General features: G+C 68.7%; 11 protein-coding genes. 5 read left to right on the forward strand and 6 right to left on the reverse strand.

Annotated features, from left to right (window positions below; translation table 11 throughout):
- Positions 1–180 precede the first annotated feature (180 nt).
- The 4 genes from ACYQML_RS04360 (at position 181) to ACYQML_RS04375 (ending at position 9,883) form a co-directional block, all read left to right on the forward strand.
- Positions 181–5,421, forward strand: a complete 5,241-nt coding sequence (locus ACYQML_RS04360) for an alpha-2-macroglobulin family protein (protein WP_461235665.1) — start codon at positions 181–183, stop codon at positions 5,419–5,421.
- Positions 5,422–5,425: 4 nt separating this feature from the next.
- A complete protein-coding gene (pbpC, locus tag ACYQML_RS04365; RefSeq protein ID WP_461234843.1) occupies positions 5,426–7,630 on the forward strand; it encodes a penicillin-binding protein 1C in 2,205 nt (734 codons plus the stop codon).
- 334 nt (positions 7,631–7,964) lie between these two features.
- Positions 7,965–8,987 carry a GGDEF domain-containing protein gene (locus tag ACYQML_RS04370; RefSeq protein WP_461234844.1) on the forward strand — a complete coding sequence of 341 codons (1,023 nt, stop codon included), beginning with the start codon at positions 7,965–7,967 and terminating at the stop codon, positions 8,985–8,987.
- A 179-nt stretch (positions 8,988–9,166) separates the two neighbouring features.
- Entirely contained in the window at positions 9,167–9,883 is a 717-nt protein-coding gene (locus tag ACYQML_RS04375; protein ID WP_200919014.1) for a hypothetical protein, read from the forward strand.
- A gap of 7 nt (positions 9,884–9,890) precedes the next feature.
- Here the strand turns inward: ACYQML_RS04375 and ACYQML_RS04380 are convergent, their stop codons facing one another.
- From ACYQML_RS04380 to ACYQML_RS04405, 6 genes are all read right to left on the reverse strand, one after another.
- Complete coding sequence (locus ACYQML_RS04380; RefSeq protein ID WP_461234845.1) at positions 9,891–10,865, reverse strand: sulfonate ABC transporter substrate-binding protein; 975 nt, start codon at positions 10,863–10,865, stop codon at positions 9,891–9,893.
- 251 nt (positions 10,866–11,116) lie between these two features.
- Positions 11,117–12,280 (reverse strand): FMNH2-dependent alkanesulfonate monooxygenase, encoded by a 1,164-nt coding sequence (gene ssuD / locus ACYQML_RS04385; protein ID WP_056422701.1) that lies wholly within the window; start codon positions 12,278–12,280, stop codon positions 11,117–11,119.
- 46 nt (positions 12,281–12,326) lie between these two features.
- Positions 12,327–13,172, reverse strand: coding sequence for an ATP-binding cassette domain-containing protein (locus ACYQML_RS04390; RefSeq protein ID WP_461221837.1), 846 nt, complete (start codon positions 13,170–13,172; stop codon positions 12,327–12,329).
- A gap of 54 nt (positions 13,173–13,226) precedes the next feature.
- Positions 13,227–14,015, reverse strand: a complete 789-nt coding sequence (ssuC, locus tag ACYQML_RS04395) for an aliphatic sulfonate ABC transporter permease SsuC (RefSeq protein ID WP_207411080.1) — start codon at positions 14,013–14,015, stop codon at positions 13,227–13,229.
- 96 nt (positions 14,016–14,111) lie between these two features.
- The gene (gene msuE / locus ACYQML_RS04400; RefSeq protein WP_461234846.1) at positions 14,112–14,735 is read right to left on the reverse strand and encodes an FMN reductase; all 624 of its coding nucleotides are present in this window, start codon (positions 14,733–14,735) and stop codon (positions 14,112–14,114) included.
- 301 nt (positions 14,736–15,036) lie between these two features.
- A complete protein-coding gene (locus tag ACYQML_RS04405; RefSeq protein WP_244478194.1) occupies positions 15,037–16,110 on the reverse strand; it encodes an HD-GYP domain-containing protein in 1,074 nt (357 codons plus the stop codon).
- Positions 16,111–16,396: 286 nt separating this feature from the next.
- Between ACYQML_RS04405 and ACYQML_RS04410 the strand changes: the two genes are divergently transcribed.
- The gene (locus ACYQML_RS04410) at positions 16,397–17,002 is read left to right on the forward strand and encodes a SiaB family protein kinase (RefSeq protein ID WP_419953157.1); all 606 of its coding nucleotides are present in this window, start codon (positions 16,397–16,399) and stop codon (positions 17,000–17,002) included.
- Positions 17,003–17,004: the final 2 nt, after the last annotated feature.

The raw sequence follows: 17,004 nt of genomic DNA on the forward strand, positions 1-17,004 counted from the left end.
CGGCGCGCGCGCGAGGTGCTAGGGTCCGGCGCGGCACCGAGGGGGGATCGGATGCCGCCGAAGACGAGGTGGGCGATGTCGGGATCAACCAGGCTCGGGCGCGCGACCGCCCATTTTTCCATAACCGTCTTTGCCAGAAGCGTTCTCGCCAGTGCTCTGGCGCTCGGCGGTCTGGTCGCGATGCCGGCTCTCGCCCAGGCGCCCGACCGTCCGGTGGCGCGGATCGCACCCCCGAAACCAGCGCCATTACCCAAGGCTTTTCAGCGTGACGCGCTGGCCAGTGACGGTTTCCGTCTCGAGGCGACGTTGCGGTCGGAGGCCGCCCCCGGTCCCGCCAAACCGGCGGCCAAGCTGCGCGCCGAGGGTGAGGCCCTGGTGGAGGCCGAGAAGCCGGCCGATGCCCTCAAGCCCCTCGCCGGGGCCATTGCCGCCGATGCGGGCGACCCGCAGAACTGGATCGCCTATGCCCGCGCTGCGAGCACGGTGGGCAATGACGACCAGACCGGGGACTACTCCTTCCGCCAGCGCCTCCGCGGCCAGGCTCGGGCAGCCGCCTATCAGGCTTACTTGAAGGCACGCGGTGCCACCGCCGAGGCCGAGGCCCTGGCGACATTGGGCGAGGTCTATGCCGATGAATCCGAATGGCGGCCCTCGCTCGAGGCCTACCGCGCCAGCCTCGCGCTCGCCGACGATGCCACGGTGCGCGAAACCTATGAGGGTCTGCGCGCTGAGCACGGCTTCCGCATCCTCGACTACAAGGTCGATTCCGACTCCGCCGCCCCGCGCGTCTGCTTCCAGTTCTCCGAAAGCCTAGCCCCTAAGACCGATTTCACGCCCTTCGTCGCCGTCTCGGGCGCCGCCAACGCCGCCGTCACCGGCAGCGGGCAGCAGATCTGCGTGGACGGGCTGAAGCATGGCGAGCGCTACGCCTTCGTGCTGCGCTCGGGCATCCCGTCCTCCGTGGGCGAGGCTCTGCTGAAATCGGCCGATTACGAAGTCTACGTGCGGGACCGTTCGCCCCAGGTGCGTTTCACCGGGCGCAACTACGTCCTGCCGCGCACCGGACAGGCCGGCGTGCCGCTGGTCTCGGTCAACGCGCCGAAGATCGACGTGGAGGTGCTGCGCGTCGGCGACCGTGCCCTGCTGCCGTCCCTGCGCTCGGAGGAGTTCCTCGGTCAGCTCAGCGGCATGACCGCGAAGACCATCGCCGATCAGAAGGGCAGCCGCGTCTGGAAGGGCACGCTCGATACGGCCAAGGCCGAACTGAACCACGAGGCCATCACTGCCTTTCCGGTGCTGCAGGCGGTCGGCAAGCTGGAGCCCGGCATCTACATCATGCTGGCCCAGGCCAGCGGCGTCGCCGCCTCCACGGACGAGGATGGCGGCTACGAGGCCCAGGCCACGCAATGGTTCGTTGTCTCGGATCTCGGCCTCACCGCCTTCAAGGGCCGCGACGGCATCCACGTCTTCGCCCGCTCGCTTGCCAACGCGAAGACGGTTCCCGGCGCCGAAATCCGTCTGGTGGCCCGCAACAACGAGGTGCTGGCGACGAAGAAGACCGACGGCCAGGGCCACGTCGCCTTCGATCCGGGCCTCGCACGCGGCGAGGGCGGGATCGCGCCCGGCCTCGTCGTCGCCCAGCTCGGCGACGATTACGGCTTCCTCGACTTCTCTCAGAGCGCCTTCGATCTCACCGACCGGGGCGTGAAGGGCCGTCCGCAGCCGGGCGCGGTGGAGGCCTATGTCTTCCCCGAGCGCGGTGTCTATCGCTCCGGCGAGACCGTTCAGGTTACGGCCTTGCTGCGTGACGCCGCCGGCATCGCCGTGCCGAACCTTCCCCTCACCCTGGTGGTGAAGCGTCCGGACGGGGTCGAGTATCGCCGCGTCCAGGTCGCCGATGCCGGTCTCGGCGGCCGTGCCCTGCCCCTCGCCCTGATGCCGGGCGCGATGCACGGCACCTGGCGGATCGCCGCCTATACCGATGCGAAGGCGCCACCTGTCGGCGAGGCCACGTTCCTCGTCGAGGATTACGTGCCAGAGCGCCTGGAGGTCACCCTCACCCCGAAGAGCCCGACCCTGACGAAGGGCGAGCCCGCGACCATCGACGTCGCCGCGCGCTACCTCTACGGCGCGCCGGGCTCGGGCCTCGACGTGTCGGGCACGGTCCTGGTCCAGGCCGCCGCGACGAGCGGGATCAAGGGGCTCGACGGGTTCTCCATCGGCCTCGATGACGAGAAGGTGGAGGCGACCTCGGCCGAGATCGAGGCCAAGGCCACCACCGACGCCAAGGGATCGGCGACCGTGACGGTGCCGGTCCAGGCACTCAGCGCTCCGCGCCCCACCGAGGCGAAGATCACGCTGCAGGTCGGCGAGCCGGGCGGACGGGCGCTGAGCCGCAGCCTCACCTTGCCGATCTTGCCTTCCGGCCCCGTCCTTGCCATCCGCAAGAATTTTTCTGGCGACCTCGCGGAAGGCGGTGTCGCCACGTTCGACGTGGTCATGGCGAGTCCCGACGGACGGAAGATCCCACAGAACGGCGTCGCCTGGACCCTGTCCAAGGTGGACCGGAACTACCAATGGTACCGCGAAGGCGGGCGCTGGTCGTTCGAGCCGGTCACCTCGACGCGGCGCATCGCCGATGGACGGCTCGACCTCGCCGCAGACGCGCCGGGCCGGGTCAGTTCCACGGTCAGCTTCGGTACCTACCGCCTCGAAGCCCTGGCCACCGGCCGGCCCGAGGCCACGGTCAGCGTCACCTTCACCGTGGGCTGGGGCGGATCCGAGACCGCGGACGTGCCCGATCTCCTCGACCTCAAGCTCGACAAGCCGAGCTATGCCGCTGGCGAGACCCTGCGGGCGCGCCTCCAGCCGCGCTTCAAGGGCACGGCCACCCTCGCCGTGGTGAGCGACAAGGTCCACGACATCCTCGACGTCACGGTGTCGGACAGCGGGACCACCGTGGATATTCCCGTGAAGGCGGAATGGGGGTCGGGCGCCTATCTCGTCGCCACCGCCTACCGGCCCCTCGACCAGGCGGCCAAGCGCCTGCCGGGCCGGGCACTGGGCCTCGCCTGGTTCTCGGTGGATACCGACAAGCGCAGCCTCTCCGTGACCGTAGGGGCGCCTGCGACCACGCGGCCCCGCGAAACCCTGACCCTGCCGATCCAGCTCGCTGGTCTCTCCTCCGGCGAGGAAGCACAGATCAGCGTGGCCCTGGTCGATGTCGGCATCCTCAACCTCACCCGCTACGAATCGCCCAATCCCTTCGGCTATTTCTTCGGCCAGAAGGCGCTGGGACCGGAGATCCGCGACCTCTACGGATACCTGATCGACGGCATGCAGGGCACGCTCGGCGCGATCCGCTCGGGCGGTGACGGCGGTGCTGCGGAACTCTCCGATTCTCCGCCGACCCAGGCGCCGCTGGCGCTCTATTCCGGTGTGGTCCGCGTCGGCCCCGATGGCCGGGCCAGCGTCGACTTTCCCCTGCCCGCCTTCAACGGCACCGGCCGGGTGATGGTGACCGCCTGGAGCAGGGCGAAGGTCGGCTCCGCGCAGGCCGACGTGATCATCCGCGATCCCGTCGTGCTCACCGGCACCCTGCCGCGCTTCCTCAATGTCGGCGACCGCTCGCGCTTCTTCATTGCCATCGACAATGTCGAGGGACAGGCCGGCGATTATACCGTGGATCTCGACCTAACCGGCCCGGTCCTGGTCTCGGCCGGCGCGGTCCACAGCACCATGAAGCTGGAGGCCGGCGCCAAGGGCTCCCTGGTGATCCCGATCACCGCCGCCGGCCCCGGCCTGTCGCGGCTCGACGTGAACCTCTCCGGCCCCGGAATTACCGGCACCGTCGGACAGAGCTTCTCGCTGAATATCGGCCCCGGGACCGGAGCCCTGGTCCGCCGCTCGGTGAGTTCCCTCGAACCCGGCGCCACCATGCAGGTGACGGGCGACCTCCTCGCCGACATCCTCCCCGGCACCGGCTCGGTCTCGGTGACGGCCTCCTCGCTCGCCGCCCTCGACGTGCCCGCCCTGCTCCAGGCACTGGACCGCTATCCCTATGGCTGCTCGGAACAGACGGTGAGCCGGGCGATGCCGCTCCTCTACGTCAACAAGCTCGCCTCCCTCGACAGGCTCGGCATCGACGACAAAGTGGACGAGCGAGTGCGCGAGGCCATCGACCGCGTGCTCTCGCGCCAGGACGCTTCGGGCGATTTCGGCCTGTGGAGCGTCGGGGGGTCGAGCGACGTCTGGCTCAACGCCTACGTCACCGACTTCCTGACCCGCGCCCGTGAACGCGGATTCGCGGTGCCGCAGACCGCCTTCGCCAATGCCCTCGACCGCCTGCGCAACACCGTAGCCAACACCACGGAGGTGCGTGACGGCGGCATGGACATCGCCTACGCCGCCTACGTGCTGGCCCGGAACGGGCGCCCGGTGATGGGCGACTTGCGCTACCTCGCCGACACCAAGCTCGGTGAGTTCGCGACCCCTCTCGGACGCGGCCAGATCGCAGCCGCCCTCGCCCTTCTCGGCGACCGGGGCCGCGCGGCCAAGGCGTTCGAATCGGCGGTGACCGCGCTCGGATCCGCGCGCGACACCTCGACCTATCGCGCCGATTACGGCTCGCGCCTGCGCGACGGGGCCGGCCTTCTCGCTCTCGCCGCCGAGACGGGCCTCGCCCGCGAGACGATCCGGCCGTTGGGTCAGGTCATCACCCAGGAGCGGGCCAGCGGACGCCTCACCAGCACCCAGGAGAATGCCTGGATGGTGCTTGCCGCCGAGGGGCTCGCCAAGGACGCGGAAGCGTTGAGCTTCAGCGTCGACGGCACGCGGCAATCGGGCCCGGTCTCGCGGCTCTACCGCGCCCCCGCCCTCGACGCGAGGCCCGTCACCATCACCAATGACGGGACGGGCGCCGCCCAGACGGTGGTGAGCGTGTCGGGCAATCCCATCGCGCCGGAGCCGGCGGAATCACGGGGTTACTCCATCGAGCGAACCTATCATCGCCTCGACGGCACGGTGGCGGATCTCACGCAAGGAGTTCGCCAGAACGACCGCCTCGTGGTGGTGCTTAAGGTGGCCGAGGCCAAGGCCAGCGCCGGCCGCCTCCTGCTGGTGGACCGCCTGCCCGCCGGGCTGGAGATCGACAATCCGAAGCTCCTCGATTCCGATGCCCTGGCGGGGCTCGCTTTCGCCAAGTCGGACGTGCAGCCGGTGAGCACCGAGTTCCGCGACGATCGTTTCGTGGCGGCCTACGAGCGCAGCCCCGAGCAATCCGCCTTCTTCACCGTGGCCTACACCGTGCGGGCGGTCTCACCCGGCACCTATGTCCATCCCGGCGCCACCATCGAGGACATGTACCGCCCCGAACGCTTCGGCCGCACCGCCTTCGGTTCGGTCGAGGTGAGCGCGAAGTAGGCTCATGGAACGCGACATCCCCTCCCCTCCCCCCTTTGCGGGGGAGGGTGGCCCACGAAGTGGGTCGGGAGAGGGGAGCGCCACGTCCGGAGAGGTCGCCCCCTCTCCCGCCTGCTCCGCAGGCACCCTCCCCCGCAAGGGGGGGAGGGTTTTCGGCGGAGCCACCGCCCTTCTCATCCTCCTCCCCGCCCTCACCCTCTGGCGCTTCGTCGCGACCCTCCCGCCCCTCGACCTGACCCAGGCGAGCCTCCGCTCCACCGTCATCCTCGACCGGGACCGCCATCTCGTGCGCCCCTTCGCCACCGCCGACGGGCGCTGGCGGTTGCCGGTGACGGGGGCGGATGTCGATCCGCGCATGCTCGCCATGCTGAAGGCCTACGAAGACCGGCGCTTTGCCGACCATCCCGGCATCGACCCCGCAGCGACCCTGCGCGCCGCCTGGCAATGGCTCCGCCACGGCAGAATCGTTTCCGGGGGCTCCACCCTGTCGATGCAGGTGGCTCGCCTCGTGGAGCCGCGGCCCGAACGCTCGCTCAGCGCCAAGCTCCGGCAGATGGTGCGGGCGGTTCAGTTGGAGCGCCGCCTCGGCAAGGACGGCGTGCTCGACCTCTATCTCGCGCTCGCTCCCTATGGCGGCCCGGTGGAGGGCTTGCGGGCGGCGAGCTTCGCCTATTTCGGGCGCGAGCCCGCCCGGCTTTCCTTCGCCGAATCCGCCCTCCTCGTCGGCCTGCCGCAAGCGCCCGAGGCGCGCCGGCCGGATCGCTACCCCGCCCGCGCCCGGCAGGCGCGCGACAGGGTGCTCGACATCGCCGCCGCGCGCGGAATCATCACGCCCGCCGAGGCGAAGGCCGCCAAGGCCGAACCGGTGCCGGACCAGCGAAAGCCCTTCCCGATGTTCGCGGCCCATGCGGCCGAGGCGGCCGTGGCCGCCGATCCCGCTGCTCGGGTCCAGCGCCTCTCTCTCGACGGGCGATTGCAGGCGAGCCTCGAACGGCTGGCGGCCGAGCGCGCCGCCGCCATGGGGCCGGGCATCTCGGCGGCGATCCTCGCCATCGACAACCGCACCGGCGGGGTGATCGCGCAGGTGGGGAGCGCCGGCTATCTCGACGCCAGCCGCTCCGGTGCCATCGACATGACGGGGGCGATCCGCTCGCCCGGCTCGGCCCTGAAGCCGTTCATCTACGCGCTGGCCTTCGAGAACGGCATCGCCCATCCCGAGACCCTTCTCGACGACCGGCCGGTGCGCTTTGCCGGCTCCTACGCGCCGGAGAATTTCGATCTCAGCTACCAGGGCACCGTCACGGCGCGGCGCGCGCTCCAGCTTTCCCTGAACGTGCCGGCGGTGGACCTGCTGGAGGCGGTGGGCGCCGCCCGCTTCATCGCCCGTCTGCGCGGCGCAGGAGCGCGGATCGACCTGCCGCGCGACACGGCACCCGGCCTGCCGGTGGCTCTGGGCGGCCTCGGCATCACCCTCACCGACCTCGCGCGGCTGTTCTCCGGCCTCGCCCGTGGGGGCTCGGTGCCCGACCTGATCCGCCGCCTCGACGGGCCGGCCGCATCGCCCCCGCCGGAGCTGCGCGTCACCGAACCGGTGGCGGCCTGGTACGTCGCCGATACCCTGCGCGGTGCGCCGCCGCCGGAGAACGCGCTACCCAACCGGATCGCGTTCAAGACCGGCACATCCTACGGCTATCGCGATGCTTTGGCGGTGGGGTTCGACCGGCGCGTCACCATCGCGGTCTGGGTCGGGCGGCCGGACGGCAACGCCGTGCCGGGTCTCGTCGGGCGGGCGGTGGCCGCGCCGATCCTGTTCGACGCGTTCTCGCGCTTCGGCGGCGAGCCCGATTCCGTACCGATGCCCCGCGACGCACTGGTGACCACCACCGCCGGCCTGCCGCCGCCCCTGCGCCACATCCGCAAGGACGTGCCCAAGACCCTGTCGGCGGCCCTGGGCTCGGCCCTCAAGATCGCCTACCCGCCGGATGGCGCCCGCATCGATCTCGGCCTCGCAGAGCCCGGCCCCGCGCCGAGCCTCGCCCTGAAGGCGCTTGGCGGGGTGCCGCCCCTCACCTGGATGGTCAACAGCCTGCCCGTCGCCGAGAGCGCCCGGCGCCAATCGGAATGGTCACCGGACGGCGCGGGCTTCGCCAGGATCTCGGTGATGGACGCGTCGGGTGCCAGCGACAGCGTTGTTGTGAGGCTGGAGTGACCGCCGACCCGGTGGGTCGTGGTGCAACCTTGAAAGTCGCGCGAAAGGCTTACACGCGCTCGACGAGCAACGATACTTCGCGACGACTTAGTGCACCGGCGATGGATTATCCTCGCCCAGTCGCCACGAGCAGAGCGCCGGTATTTATCACATCGCACCGGCCTCACGACAGTTGTCGCCAGGATTCAGCTGGACCGGATCCTTCGGTGATGCGCTCTTAAGGCTTTGCCGTTAAGACAGTTTCGGTCCGTGCCGCTACGAAGTCGCCTTCATGTTTCCGATTCCCGACGTGCCGACCCTTAGTCTATGCAGCACGCTGATAAGCGTTGCTTTCATGACGGTCTATCTGACGTTGTGGCGTAACCGGACCGGACAATCTTTCCTGCTCGACTGGGCGGGAAGTTCCGGACTCTACGCGGCGATCATGATCGGCTTCGGAGTGGTGGGCGATCATCCGGTTGCGATCGCGGTCCTGCACGCGCTGCTCGGCGCTTCCTCTCTCCTGGTCCTCACCGGTGTGGACCGGTTCGACGGCCTGCCAAAGCGTCGCCCCTGGGCGATTCCCCTGATCCTGCTGCCCGGCCTCGGATATCTCGGCCCCGCCCTTCTGCTGGACCGGACGGCCGCGCAGATGGGCAGCATCCTGGGTTTGGCGGTCGTCATGCTGGCGATCGGCTCGGTTCTCGTGAGCGGCCGGCGCGGCGACGTCATGGGAGGGCGCCGCATCGCCGGACTGGCGGTCCTCGGATACATCCCAGCCTATCTGCTCACGCTGGTCATCCTGAAGAACCACAGCGAGATTCCCTATGCCGTAGCCCTCGTTCCGCTGCTGGCGGACCAGATCCTGCTCCCCATCCTCAATCTCGGCCTCATCTCGATGCCGGGCGAACGGGCGCAAGCAGTTCTTCGCCGTCTCGCCCTGCATGATACGTTGACGGGCGCCCTCAATCGCGCTGGCCTCACGGCGGATTCGCCGGCTATCGTCGCCCTGGATACGGCGGTGATCGCCATCGATGTCGATCACTTCAAGTCCATCAACGACCGTTACGGCCATGCGGCGGGCGACGCGGTGCTGGTCGCCCTGGCCACCTGCGCCATGCGCCGTCTTTCGGGCCGGGACCTTTTCGTGCGCCTGGGTGGCGACGAGTTCATCGTCGTCCTCGCCGACACCGCCCTCGCCTTCGCGGACGATCTACGACGTGCCTTCCGGGCGCTGCCGGACCTGCCGGCCTGGACCGCCAGCATGGGGGTGAGCATGGTCGCGGCGGGGGAAACGTCGCTTATCCGGGCGATCGCGCGGGCCGACGAGGCCCTCTACGAGGCCAAGGCGTCGGGACGCGACCGCGCCGCGGCCTGACCGCCGTGAACGCTCATCGTGGCTCGCATGCGAAGCCGGCCCGCAGCAATGACGCCCCTCGCGTGCGACGCGTCACGCCGGAGGCTCGCGAATTCGTGTGTCCTCCGCCTGGGCCAAGCTTTGAAGCGGCCGATCGATTCGACGGACGAAGGGGCGGCGGACATGAATGAGAATCGGACATGAGCGGTAGCATGGTCCCGGCGACTGATCCCCTCGCGGTCGCGGAAGCGACCCTGGCCGACGCCGCCGCCTCTCTCGAACCGGCGAGCGCACAACGCCTGCCGCTAGCCCTCAAGCTCGCCTATACGGCCTTCATGGCGGTGCTCGTGCCCGTCTACTGGAGTTGGTACGGGCCGACCAACTTCCTCTATTTCTGCGACGTCGCCCTGCTGCTCACCCTGGTGGGGATCTGGCGGGAGAGCCCGCTCCTGGTCTCCATGCCGACGGTGGGCATCCTGGCACCCCAGTTGCTCTGGGTGGTAGATTTTCTCGCCGAACTCGGCGGCGTGTCGCTCACCGGCATGACCGCCTACATGTTCAAGGCCGAGAACCCGCTGTTCCTGCGCGGGCTCTCGCTGTTCCACGGCTGGCTGCCGTTCCTGCTCGTCTACCTGGTCTGGCGCCTCGGCTATGACCGGCGTGCCTGGGCGGCATGGTCCGGCCTCGCAGTCGCGGTGCTGTTCGTGTGCTTCTTCCTGATGCCCGGTCCGCGCCCCGATGCCGGGCTGGACCCCGTCAACATCAACTACGTCTGGGGCATGAGCGACGCCGTCGCCCAGACGATGATGCCGGCCTGGGCCTGGTTCGCGAGCCTTCTCGTCGTCATCCCCCTCGTCCTGTGCGGGACGACCCACCTTGTCCTGCGCCGGCTCATGTCGGCGCCGGCCGGGCGGTAGAGCCCCATCAGCTCCCGGATTTCCGCACGGCGTCGGAGACCGTGATGGGCTTGGGCAGCAGGCCGAGGCGGTGGAACGTGTCGGCCACCTTCTGCTGGTCGGCGATCACGGCCGCGTCCAGCGGGGTCACGCCGTAGGTCAGCCGCTTGAGGGCGATTGTGAGGATCGGCGCCGGGATGCCGATGGCGGGGGCCAGTTCGCCTGCCACCGCGTCGGTATTGTCCTTGGCCCAGGCGTCGATCTCGCCGATCGCCGCGAGGGTGGTATCGAGCGCCTCCTTGTTGGCGTCGGAGAATGGGCGGGTCGACAGGTAGAACTGCCGGTTCGGCACGATGTCGGTCCCATTGACGAGAGTCCGCGCGCCGGTGGCCCGCTCGCCCGAGGCGAGAAAGGGGTCCCAGATCACCCAGGCATCGACGGCGCCGCGCGAGAAGGCCGCGACCGCGTCGCCGGGCGCCAGGAAGACCGGCGTCACCGCCTCGTAGGGCACGCCGGCCTTCGCCAAGGCCTCGACCAGGAAGTAATGGACGTTCGAGCCCTTGTTCAGGGCGATCTTCTTGCCGCGCAGATCGGCGACGGTCTTGATCGGGCTGTCCTTGGCGACGAGGATCGCCTCGCCGAGCGGTGCCGCCGGCTCGTGGGCGACGTAGAGGAAATCCGGGCTGTTGGCCTGCCCGAAGATCGGCGGCGCCTCCCCGGCCGAGCCGAGATCGATGGCCCCGGCATTCAGCGCCTCCAGCAGCGGCGGCCCCGAGGGGAACTCGGCCCAGCTCACCCGGTAGCCGAGCGGCGCCAGCTTCTTCTCCAGCAGGCCCTTGCCCTTCAGCAGGACCAGCGTGCCGTATTTCTGGTAGCCGATGCGGATGACCTTGTCCTCGGCGCGCGCCAGCAGCGTGCCGAGGATCAGGAATGCGAGGGCGGTGAGGAAGGCGAGGGTCGTCTGCCGAGGCGGGGAGAGGGTGCGCGCGGTGGAACGGGGCATGGAATGTCCTCGTACAGCGTTTGGAACAGATGCCCGGTGAGAGCGCTGCCTCTCCCCGTGGGCGGGGAGAGGACCGGATGCACCTTGTCGTGCATCCGGTGAGTGCAGGCCAAGCCGGAACGAGGGTGAGGGGGACTCACCGGAGGAACCTCCTTCGGCGTCAGCCCCTCACATCGGCTGCCGCCTCGCCGCGCCGACGACGGGGTCGCCGCAGCCCTGTCCCCGCGAGCGGGGAGAGGCGATGCTATCCCTCAATGCGCCGCGATGCGGCGGCTGGGGACGATGTCGTTGGCGATGACTTCGCCGAACGGGCCGTTGTTGCGGGCGTTGCTCGGGGGAACACCGGTGGTGGCGCGAAGCGGCAGCTTCGGGAAAACGAGTTCGGCGAAGCGGTAGGCCTCCTCCAGATGCGGGTAGCCGGAGAGGATGAAGCGATCGATCCCGAGGTCGATATACTCCTTCATCCGGTCCGCCACCTGATCGGCCGAGCCGACGAGCGCCGTGCCGGCGCCGCCGCGCACGAGACCGACGCCGGCCCAGAGGTTGGGCGAGACTTCGAGCTTCGTGCGGTCGCCGCCATGGAGCGCCATCATCCGGCTCTGGCCCACGGAGTCCTGGCGCTTGAGAGTGGCCTGCGCCCGCGCGATGGTCTCGTCGTCGAGGCGCGAGATCAGGTTCTCGGCCGCCGCCCAGGCTTCGCCCTCGGTCTCGCGGACGATGACGTGGAGGCGGATGCCGTAGGAGAAGGTCTTGCCCTTGCGGTCGGCGGCTTCCTTCGCCTTGGCGATCTTCTCGGCGACGCCCGCCGGAGGCTCGCCCCAGGTCAGGTAGACTTCGCAATGCTCGGCCGCGACTTCGATGCCGGCGGGCGAGGAGCCGCCGAAATACAGTGGCGGATAGGGTTTCTGGACCGGTGGGAAGATGAGCCGGCCGTCCTCCACCTTGAGATGCTTGCCTTCGTAATTCACCGTCTCGCCGGACATCAGCCCGCGCCAGACATGCAGGAACTCGTCAGTGACGACGTAGCGCTCGTCATGGTCGAGGAAGACGCCGTCGCCGCGCAGTTCCACCGGGTCGCCGCCGGTGACGACGTTGATGAGGAGGCGCCCGTCAGAGATCCGGTCCAGGGTCGCGGCCATGCGGGCGGCCATGGACGGCTCCTGCAGGCCGGGACGCACCGCCACGAGGAAACGCAGGCGCTTCGTCAGGGCGGCGAGAGCCGAGGCGATGACCCAGGAATCCTCGCAGGAGCGGCCGGTGGGCAGCAGCACGCCGTAATAGCCGAGCTCGTCCGCGGCCTGCGCGATCTGGCGGAGATAGGCCAGCGACACGTCGCGGGCGCCTTCCTGCGCGCCGAGGTAGCGGCCGTCGCCATGGGTGGGAAGGAACCAGAGGACGTCGGTCTCTGCGGTCATGGGATGCTCCTGGTGTTGTGCCGGTGGGATCGCGCGCGTCCGGGGATCAGACCGGGGCACGGTCCTTCAGCAGATGGTCGAGGATACGGCCTTCCAGCCGAGCGAGTTCGGGGTCGCCGCGCCGGCGCGGGCGGGGCACGTCCACGGTCAGGTCGAGGGCGACGCGGCCCTCTTCCACCACGAGGATGCGGTCGGCCATGGCTGCCGCCTCGGCGACGTCGTGGGTGACGAGGATGGCGGTGAAGCCCTGGTTGCGCCAGATCCGCTCGATCATGTCCTGCATGTCGATGCGCGTCAGGGCGTCCAGTGCACCGAGAGGCTCGTCGAGGGCGAGCAGGCCCGGCCGGCTGACGAGGGCGCGCGCCAGGGCGACGCGCTGGCGCTGGCCGCCGGAGAGGGTGGCCGGCCAGTTGCCGGCCTTGTCGGTGAGGCCGACCTCGGCCAGCACGGACGCGGCCCGCTCGCGCCGTTCCTGGCGCCGCCCGGCCCCGCCGAGCCCCACGGCGACGTTGTCGGCGACCCGGGCCCAGGGCAGCAGGCGCGGCTCTTGGAACATGATGCGCTTGGTGGCCGAGCGCGCACCCGGGTTCTCCAGGTCGATCCGCCCGGCACTCGGCTGTTCGAGACCTAGGATCAGGCGCAGCAAGGTGCTCTTGCCGCAGCCCGAACGGCCGACGATGGCCACGAACTGGCCCGCCGGGATGTGCAGGTCGAGCCCCTCGATCACCTGATGACCGTCGAAGGATTTCGCCAAGCCGCGCAGGGTGACGGCGACCCCTGTGCCTGCGGTCGCCGCAGGACGCGTGGACTGGCGGAGCGGGGGAGCGACGGGCACCTCGCGGGGCGGCGCGAGAGGGGCGTCGGACGCCCGAAGCAGGGTGGAGGCGGTCATGGACGTCGTCCGTAGGGTTGATCGAAGAACAGGGGCACGTCGGGTCGATGCCCCTCAGATGTTCCGGTAGGCCGGGTTCCAGGCGAGGAACGAACGCTCCAGCAGCCGGGTCAGGGTGTCGGCGATCTTGCCGAGGAGGGCGTAGATGACGATGGCCAGCACCACCACGTCCACCAGCATGAACTCACGCGCCTGCATCGCCATGTAGCCGAGGCCGGACGAGGCCGAGATCGTCTCGGCGACGATGAGCGTGAGCCACATGATGCCGAGCGCGTAGCGCAGGCCGACGAAGATCGAAGGCAGCGCACCGGGCAGGACCACCCGAAGGAACAGGGTCGTGGGCGACATGCCGTAGACCCGGCCCATCTCCACCAGTTGCGGATCCACCGAGCGGATGCCGTGCAGGGTGTTGGCGTAGATCGGGAAGAATACGCCGATGGCCACGAGGAAGAGCTTGGCCTCCTCGTCGATGCCGAACCAGAGAATGACCAGGGGGATCAGCGACAGGTGCGGGATGTTGCGCACCATCTGCAGGGTCGTGTCGGTGAGCTTCTCGGAGAGCTGCGACAGGCCGTTGGCGAGACCGAGGGCGAAGCCGATGCTGCCACCGATGAGGAAGCCGACGGCCGCCCGCAGGAAGCTGATCCAGAGATTGGCCCAAAGCTCACCGGTCTTACTCGCCTGCCAGCCCGCGGCGATCACGTCCGAGGGCGCGGGCATGAAGCGGGTGGAAACGAGGCCGGTCGAGGCCGCCGCCTGCCAGCCGGCGATGATCGCCACCGGCACGAGCCAGGGTGTCAGGCGGCCGAGGATGTCGGAACCGATGGTTGTCTGCCGTGACATGTGTCCAGCCCTTGCTGACTGAGGCTCTGTAGGAGGCGCCGATCTCGGCGCCGTCGGGCGCATCGCCCGGCCGGCGCCCCCGGTCGTCCGAGCGGGCTATCGGTTCGGAGCGGCGAAGGCGGCGGCCGGCGCGGCCTCGAACGAAGCCGAGGGCTTCGCCCGTGCGCCGAGCAGCGCAGCGAGCTGGGACGCAGCATCGGAAACGCGGCCCCGCACGCCCTCGTTGACGAGGATTCCGTCGGAGAAATCCGCGTCGCTGCCATAGACGGAGGTCGGGACGGTCTGCGCGCTGAAGAAGCCGAAGAGAGGCCGAAGGGAATGCTCGACGACGAGGGCGTGACGCGCGCCTCCGCCCGTGGCCGACAGCACGACGGGCTTGCCCACGAGAGCCGCCGGATCGACGAAGTCGAACAGGTGCTTGAACAGGCCGGTATAGGCGCCCTTGTAGACCGGCGTCCCGACGATGAGCGCATCGGCGTTCTCGATCGCCTCCAGGATACGCCGGGCCGGCAGCGAAAGCTGATCGCGCGACCAGGCCGCGCCGAGGCCGGTCCCGGCATCGACGACGTCGAACAGGCGGATATCGGCGCGGAGCCGCGCACCGGTCGCCTCGGCCACCGCTTCGACGAGCGCCCGCGTCTTGGAGGGACGCTGGAGATTGGCGCTGAAGCCGACGATGCGGGGGAGCGGGCCTGAGAAAGAGCTGCCTTGTAGAGACATCGAGCGCCTACCGATCGGGTTCGGGAATGTGCCGGGGGCATCGATCAGAACGTTCCGTCCGATCGTCGAATGCGCCCCGGCATCGTTGCCGAACTGTGATCGCAGCGACGATCCGGGTCAACGAAACGTGCTTTTAAAAGAACAAGGCGGGGGAGATGGGTCTTCGCTTAGATCTCACACGAAGAGATAAAACTTTTAATCTAGAACTTTCCTGCAAAAATCGCGGCCGTCCTGCGACATCGATCCAAGTGAACGGGTCCCGCAAACGGGTCCGGGTTCGGTAAACCGAACGCGGCAATCCCTAGACCAGGGCGTCGTCGGGGGTCGAGAGCCTGACGATGGGCAGGAAGGCCCGCAGGAGCGGCATGTCGAGCTTGCCCGTCATCCCGAGCATGATGGCATGGGCTTCGGCATGCGGGAGCGGCTTGCGATAGGCGCGCCGTTCGGTGAGGGCGGAGTGGATGTCGCAGATCGTCACGAGGCGGACGAGATCGGAAATCGCATCGCCGGTGAGGCCGGACGGGTAACCGCTGCCGTCGAGCATCTCATGGTGATGCCTGACCACATCGAGCATCGCGGGATCGAACCCTTCCTGCCCGGTGAGCATGTCGGCGCCGGCGGCGGCGTGAGTCCGCATGATGGCCAGTTCGTCCGAGGTCAGCGCGCCGGGCTTGTTGAGGATGGCGAGGGGGATCTTGGCCTTGCCGATATCGTGCAGCAGTGCGGCCTTGGTCAGGCGCTTCCGGTCGGCCCGCGGAATCCCGAGGTGGAAGCCGAAGGCCGCGGCGAACCCGGCGACGCTGAGAGAATGCTGATAGAGCAACTCGTCGTAGCGTCCGAGCACGTCGAGCCACGCACGGATCCCACCCTCCGAGACGGCTTCCAGAATGACGTCTGTGCCGGCATCGACCTCGTCGGCCGAGATCGACTGATCGAATTGCGCCGCATGGAACATGCCCGCCACGACCGAACAGGCGCGATGCGCCTTCGCTTCCACAGCGGCGTTCTCGCCGTCGCGCCGTGTCCGCATCTTCCGGCCGGCGTCGATCAGGCTGAGGAGGAGGGAGAGGATGGTTGGGCGCGGAGTATCGGCCGCGGCGATGCGCAGAGCCGGATTCGCCTTGTGCGGGATGTCGGCAGGCGAGCCGGTGAGGACGAGGCAGGGCACGCGCAACATGAGGAGGCGGGTCGCCCAGGCTGCCGCCACGCCTTCCCGAGGGTCCATGTCGATGACTGCGACGACGGGGAGGATGGCGGGTATCGACTGGTCGCCGAGGACACTGCGGCAAGGGAGAATCGTGGTGATGGCGCGCGCCAGCAGCCTTACCCGGTCCGGCCGATCCGATACGATGAGGACGGACTTCTCTTGCGTCACGATCCGATCCACTTCAGACCGACGAGGTCTGGATTCGTGCCCACGCCAACGCGCACCCGCGACTTCTACAGTGTCAAATCCCTATAAATTGTTTCTCTCGACCGGTCGGCTCAACGGCTCATGACTTGACGACAAGACTTCGGAATTGGGAAGTCCCCCTTCCGGATCATGACGGACCCTGGCCCGGCACACCGTGGTTAATCGGGTGGAACGAATTGTGCTTCTCTCGGGCGGGCGCCGGAGCGATAACTCTCCGTAGACGCTTTGGAGCTAATGCTTCCGGATCGTGTGCTTGGACGCCGCTCCGGCATCACCATCCGCCTTGTCCAGGGAGGACGCATTGCTCGCGCAGGATTTCAAATCCTTCTTCGAGACGTCGAAGCGCAACGGCATCATCCTTTCGTTCGGCGGCGACCTTTCGGAGAATGTCCTGTTCTCGCTCGGGGAAGTCCTGAAGCTTCGGATGATCCAGGGTGAGACGGACGCCACCATCGCCAAGCGGGTGTTCTCGATCTTCGTCGAGCAGGCCCAGAACATCATCCGGTATTCAGCCGACAAACTTCCCACGGACCGGGCCTCCGGCGGTATGATCAGCGCGGGAATGATCGTTGTGGGCGTCGAGAACGGACATTTCTTCGTCGTGTGCGGCAACGAGATTCCCAAGGCCGATGCCGCTATCCTGCGCGAGCGATTGGACCATATTGCCGGCATGTCGAGCGAAGAACTCAAGCGTTTCTACCGCGAAAAGTTACGCCAGGCCCCCGATGAAGGCAGTCTGGGCGGCAGCATCGGGCTGATCGAGATCGCCCGCCGGTCGAGCGCACCGGTCGAGTTCGAATTTCACGACCTTGGCAGCGAGCGCAGTCTGTTCTGCCTCAAAGCCTTCATCTGACG

It is taken from the genome of Methylobacterium sp. CM6244, assembly GCF_054817885.1.

Coding starts and splice junctions, on each gene's coding strand:
- ACYQML_RS04360 (WP_461235665.1), top strand. CDS start 181: ATGCCGGCTCTCGCCCAGGCGCCCGACCGTCCGGTGGCGCGGATCGCA.
- pbpC (WP_461234843.1), top strand. CDS start 5,426: ATGGAACGCGACATCCCCTCCCCTCCCCCCTTTGCGGGGGAGGGTGGC.
- ACYQML_RS04370 (WP_461234844.1), top strand. CDS start 7,965: ATGACGGTCTATCTGACGTTGTGGCGTAACCGGACCGGACAATCTTTC.
- ACYQML_RS04375 (WP_200919014.1), top strand. CDS start 9,167: ATGAGCGGTAGCATGGTCCCGGCGACTGATCCCCTCGCGGTCGCGGAA.
- ACYQML_RS04380 (WP_461234845.1), bottom strand. CDS start 10,865: ATGCCCCGTTCCACCGCGCGCACCCTCTCCCCGCCTCGGCAGACGACC.
- ssuD (WP_056422701.1), bottom strand. CDS start 12,280: ATGACCGCAGAGACCGACGTCCTCTGGTTCCTTCCCACCCATGGCGAC.
- ACYQML_RS04390 (WP_461221837.1), bottom strand. CDS start 13,172: ATGACCGCCTCCACCCTGCTTCGGGCGTCCGACGCCCCTCTCGCGCCG.
- ssuC (WP_207411080.1), bottom strand. CDS start 14,015: ATGTCACGGCAGACAACCATCGGTTCCGACATCCTCGGCCGCCTGACA.
- msuE (WP_461234846.1), bottom strand. CDS start 14,735: ATGTCTCTACAAGGCAGCTCTTTCTCAGGCCCGCTCCCCCGCATCGTC.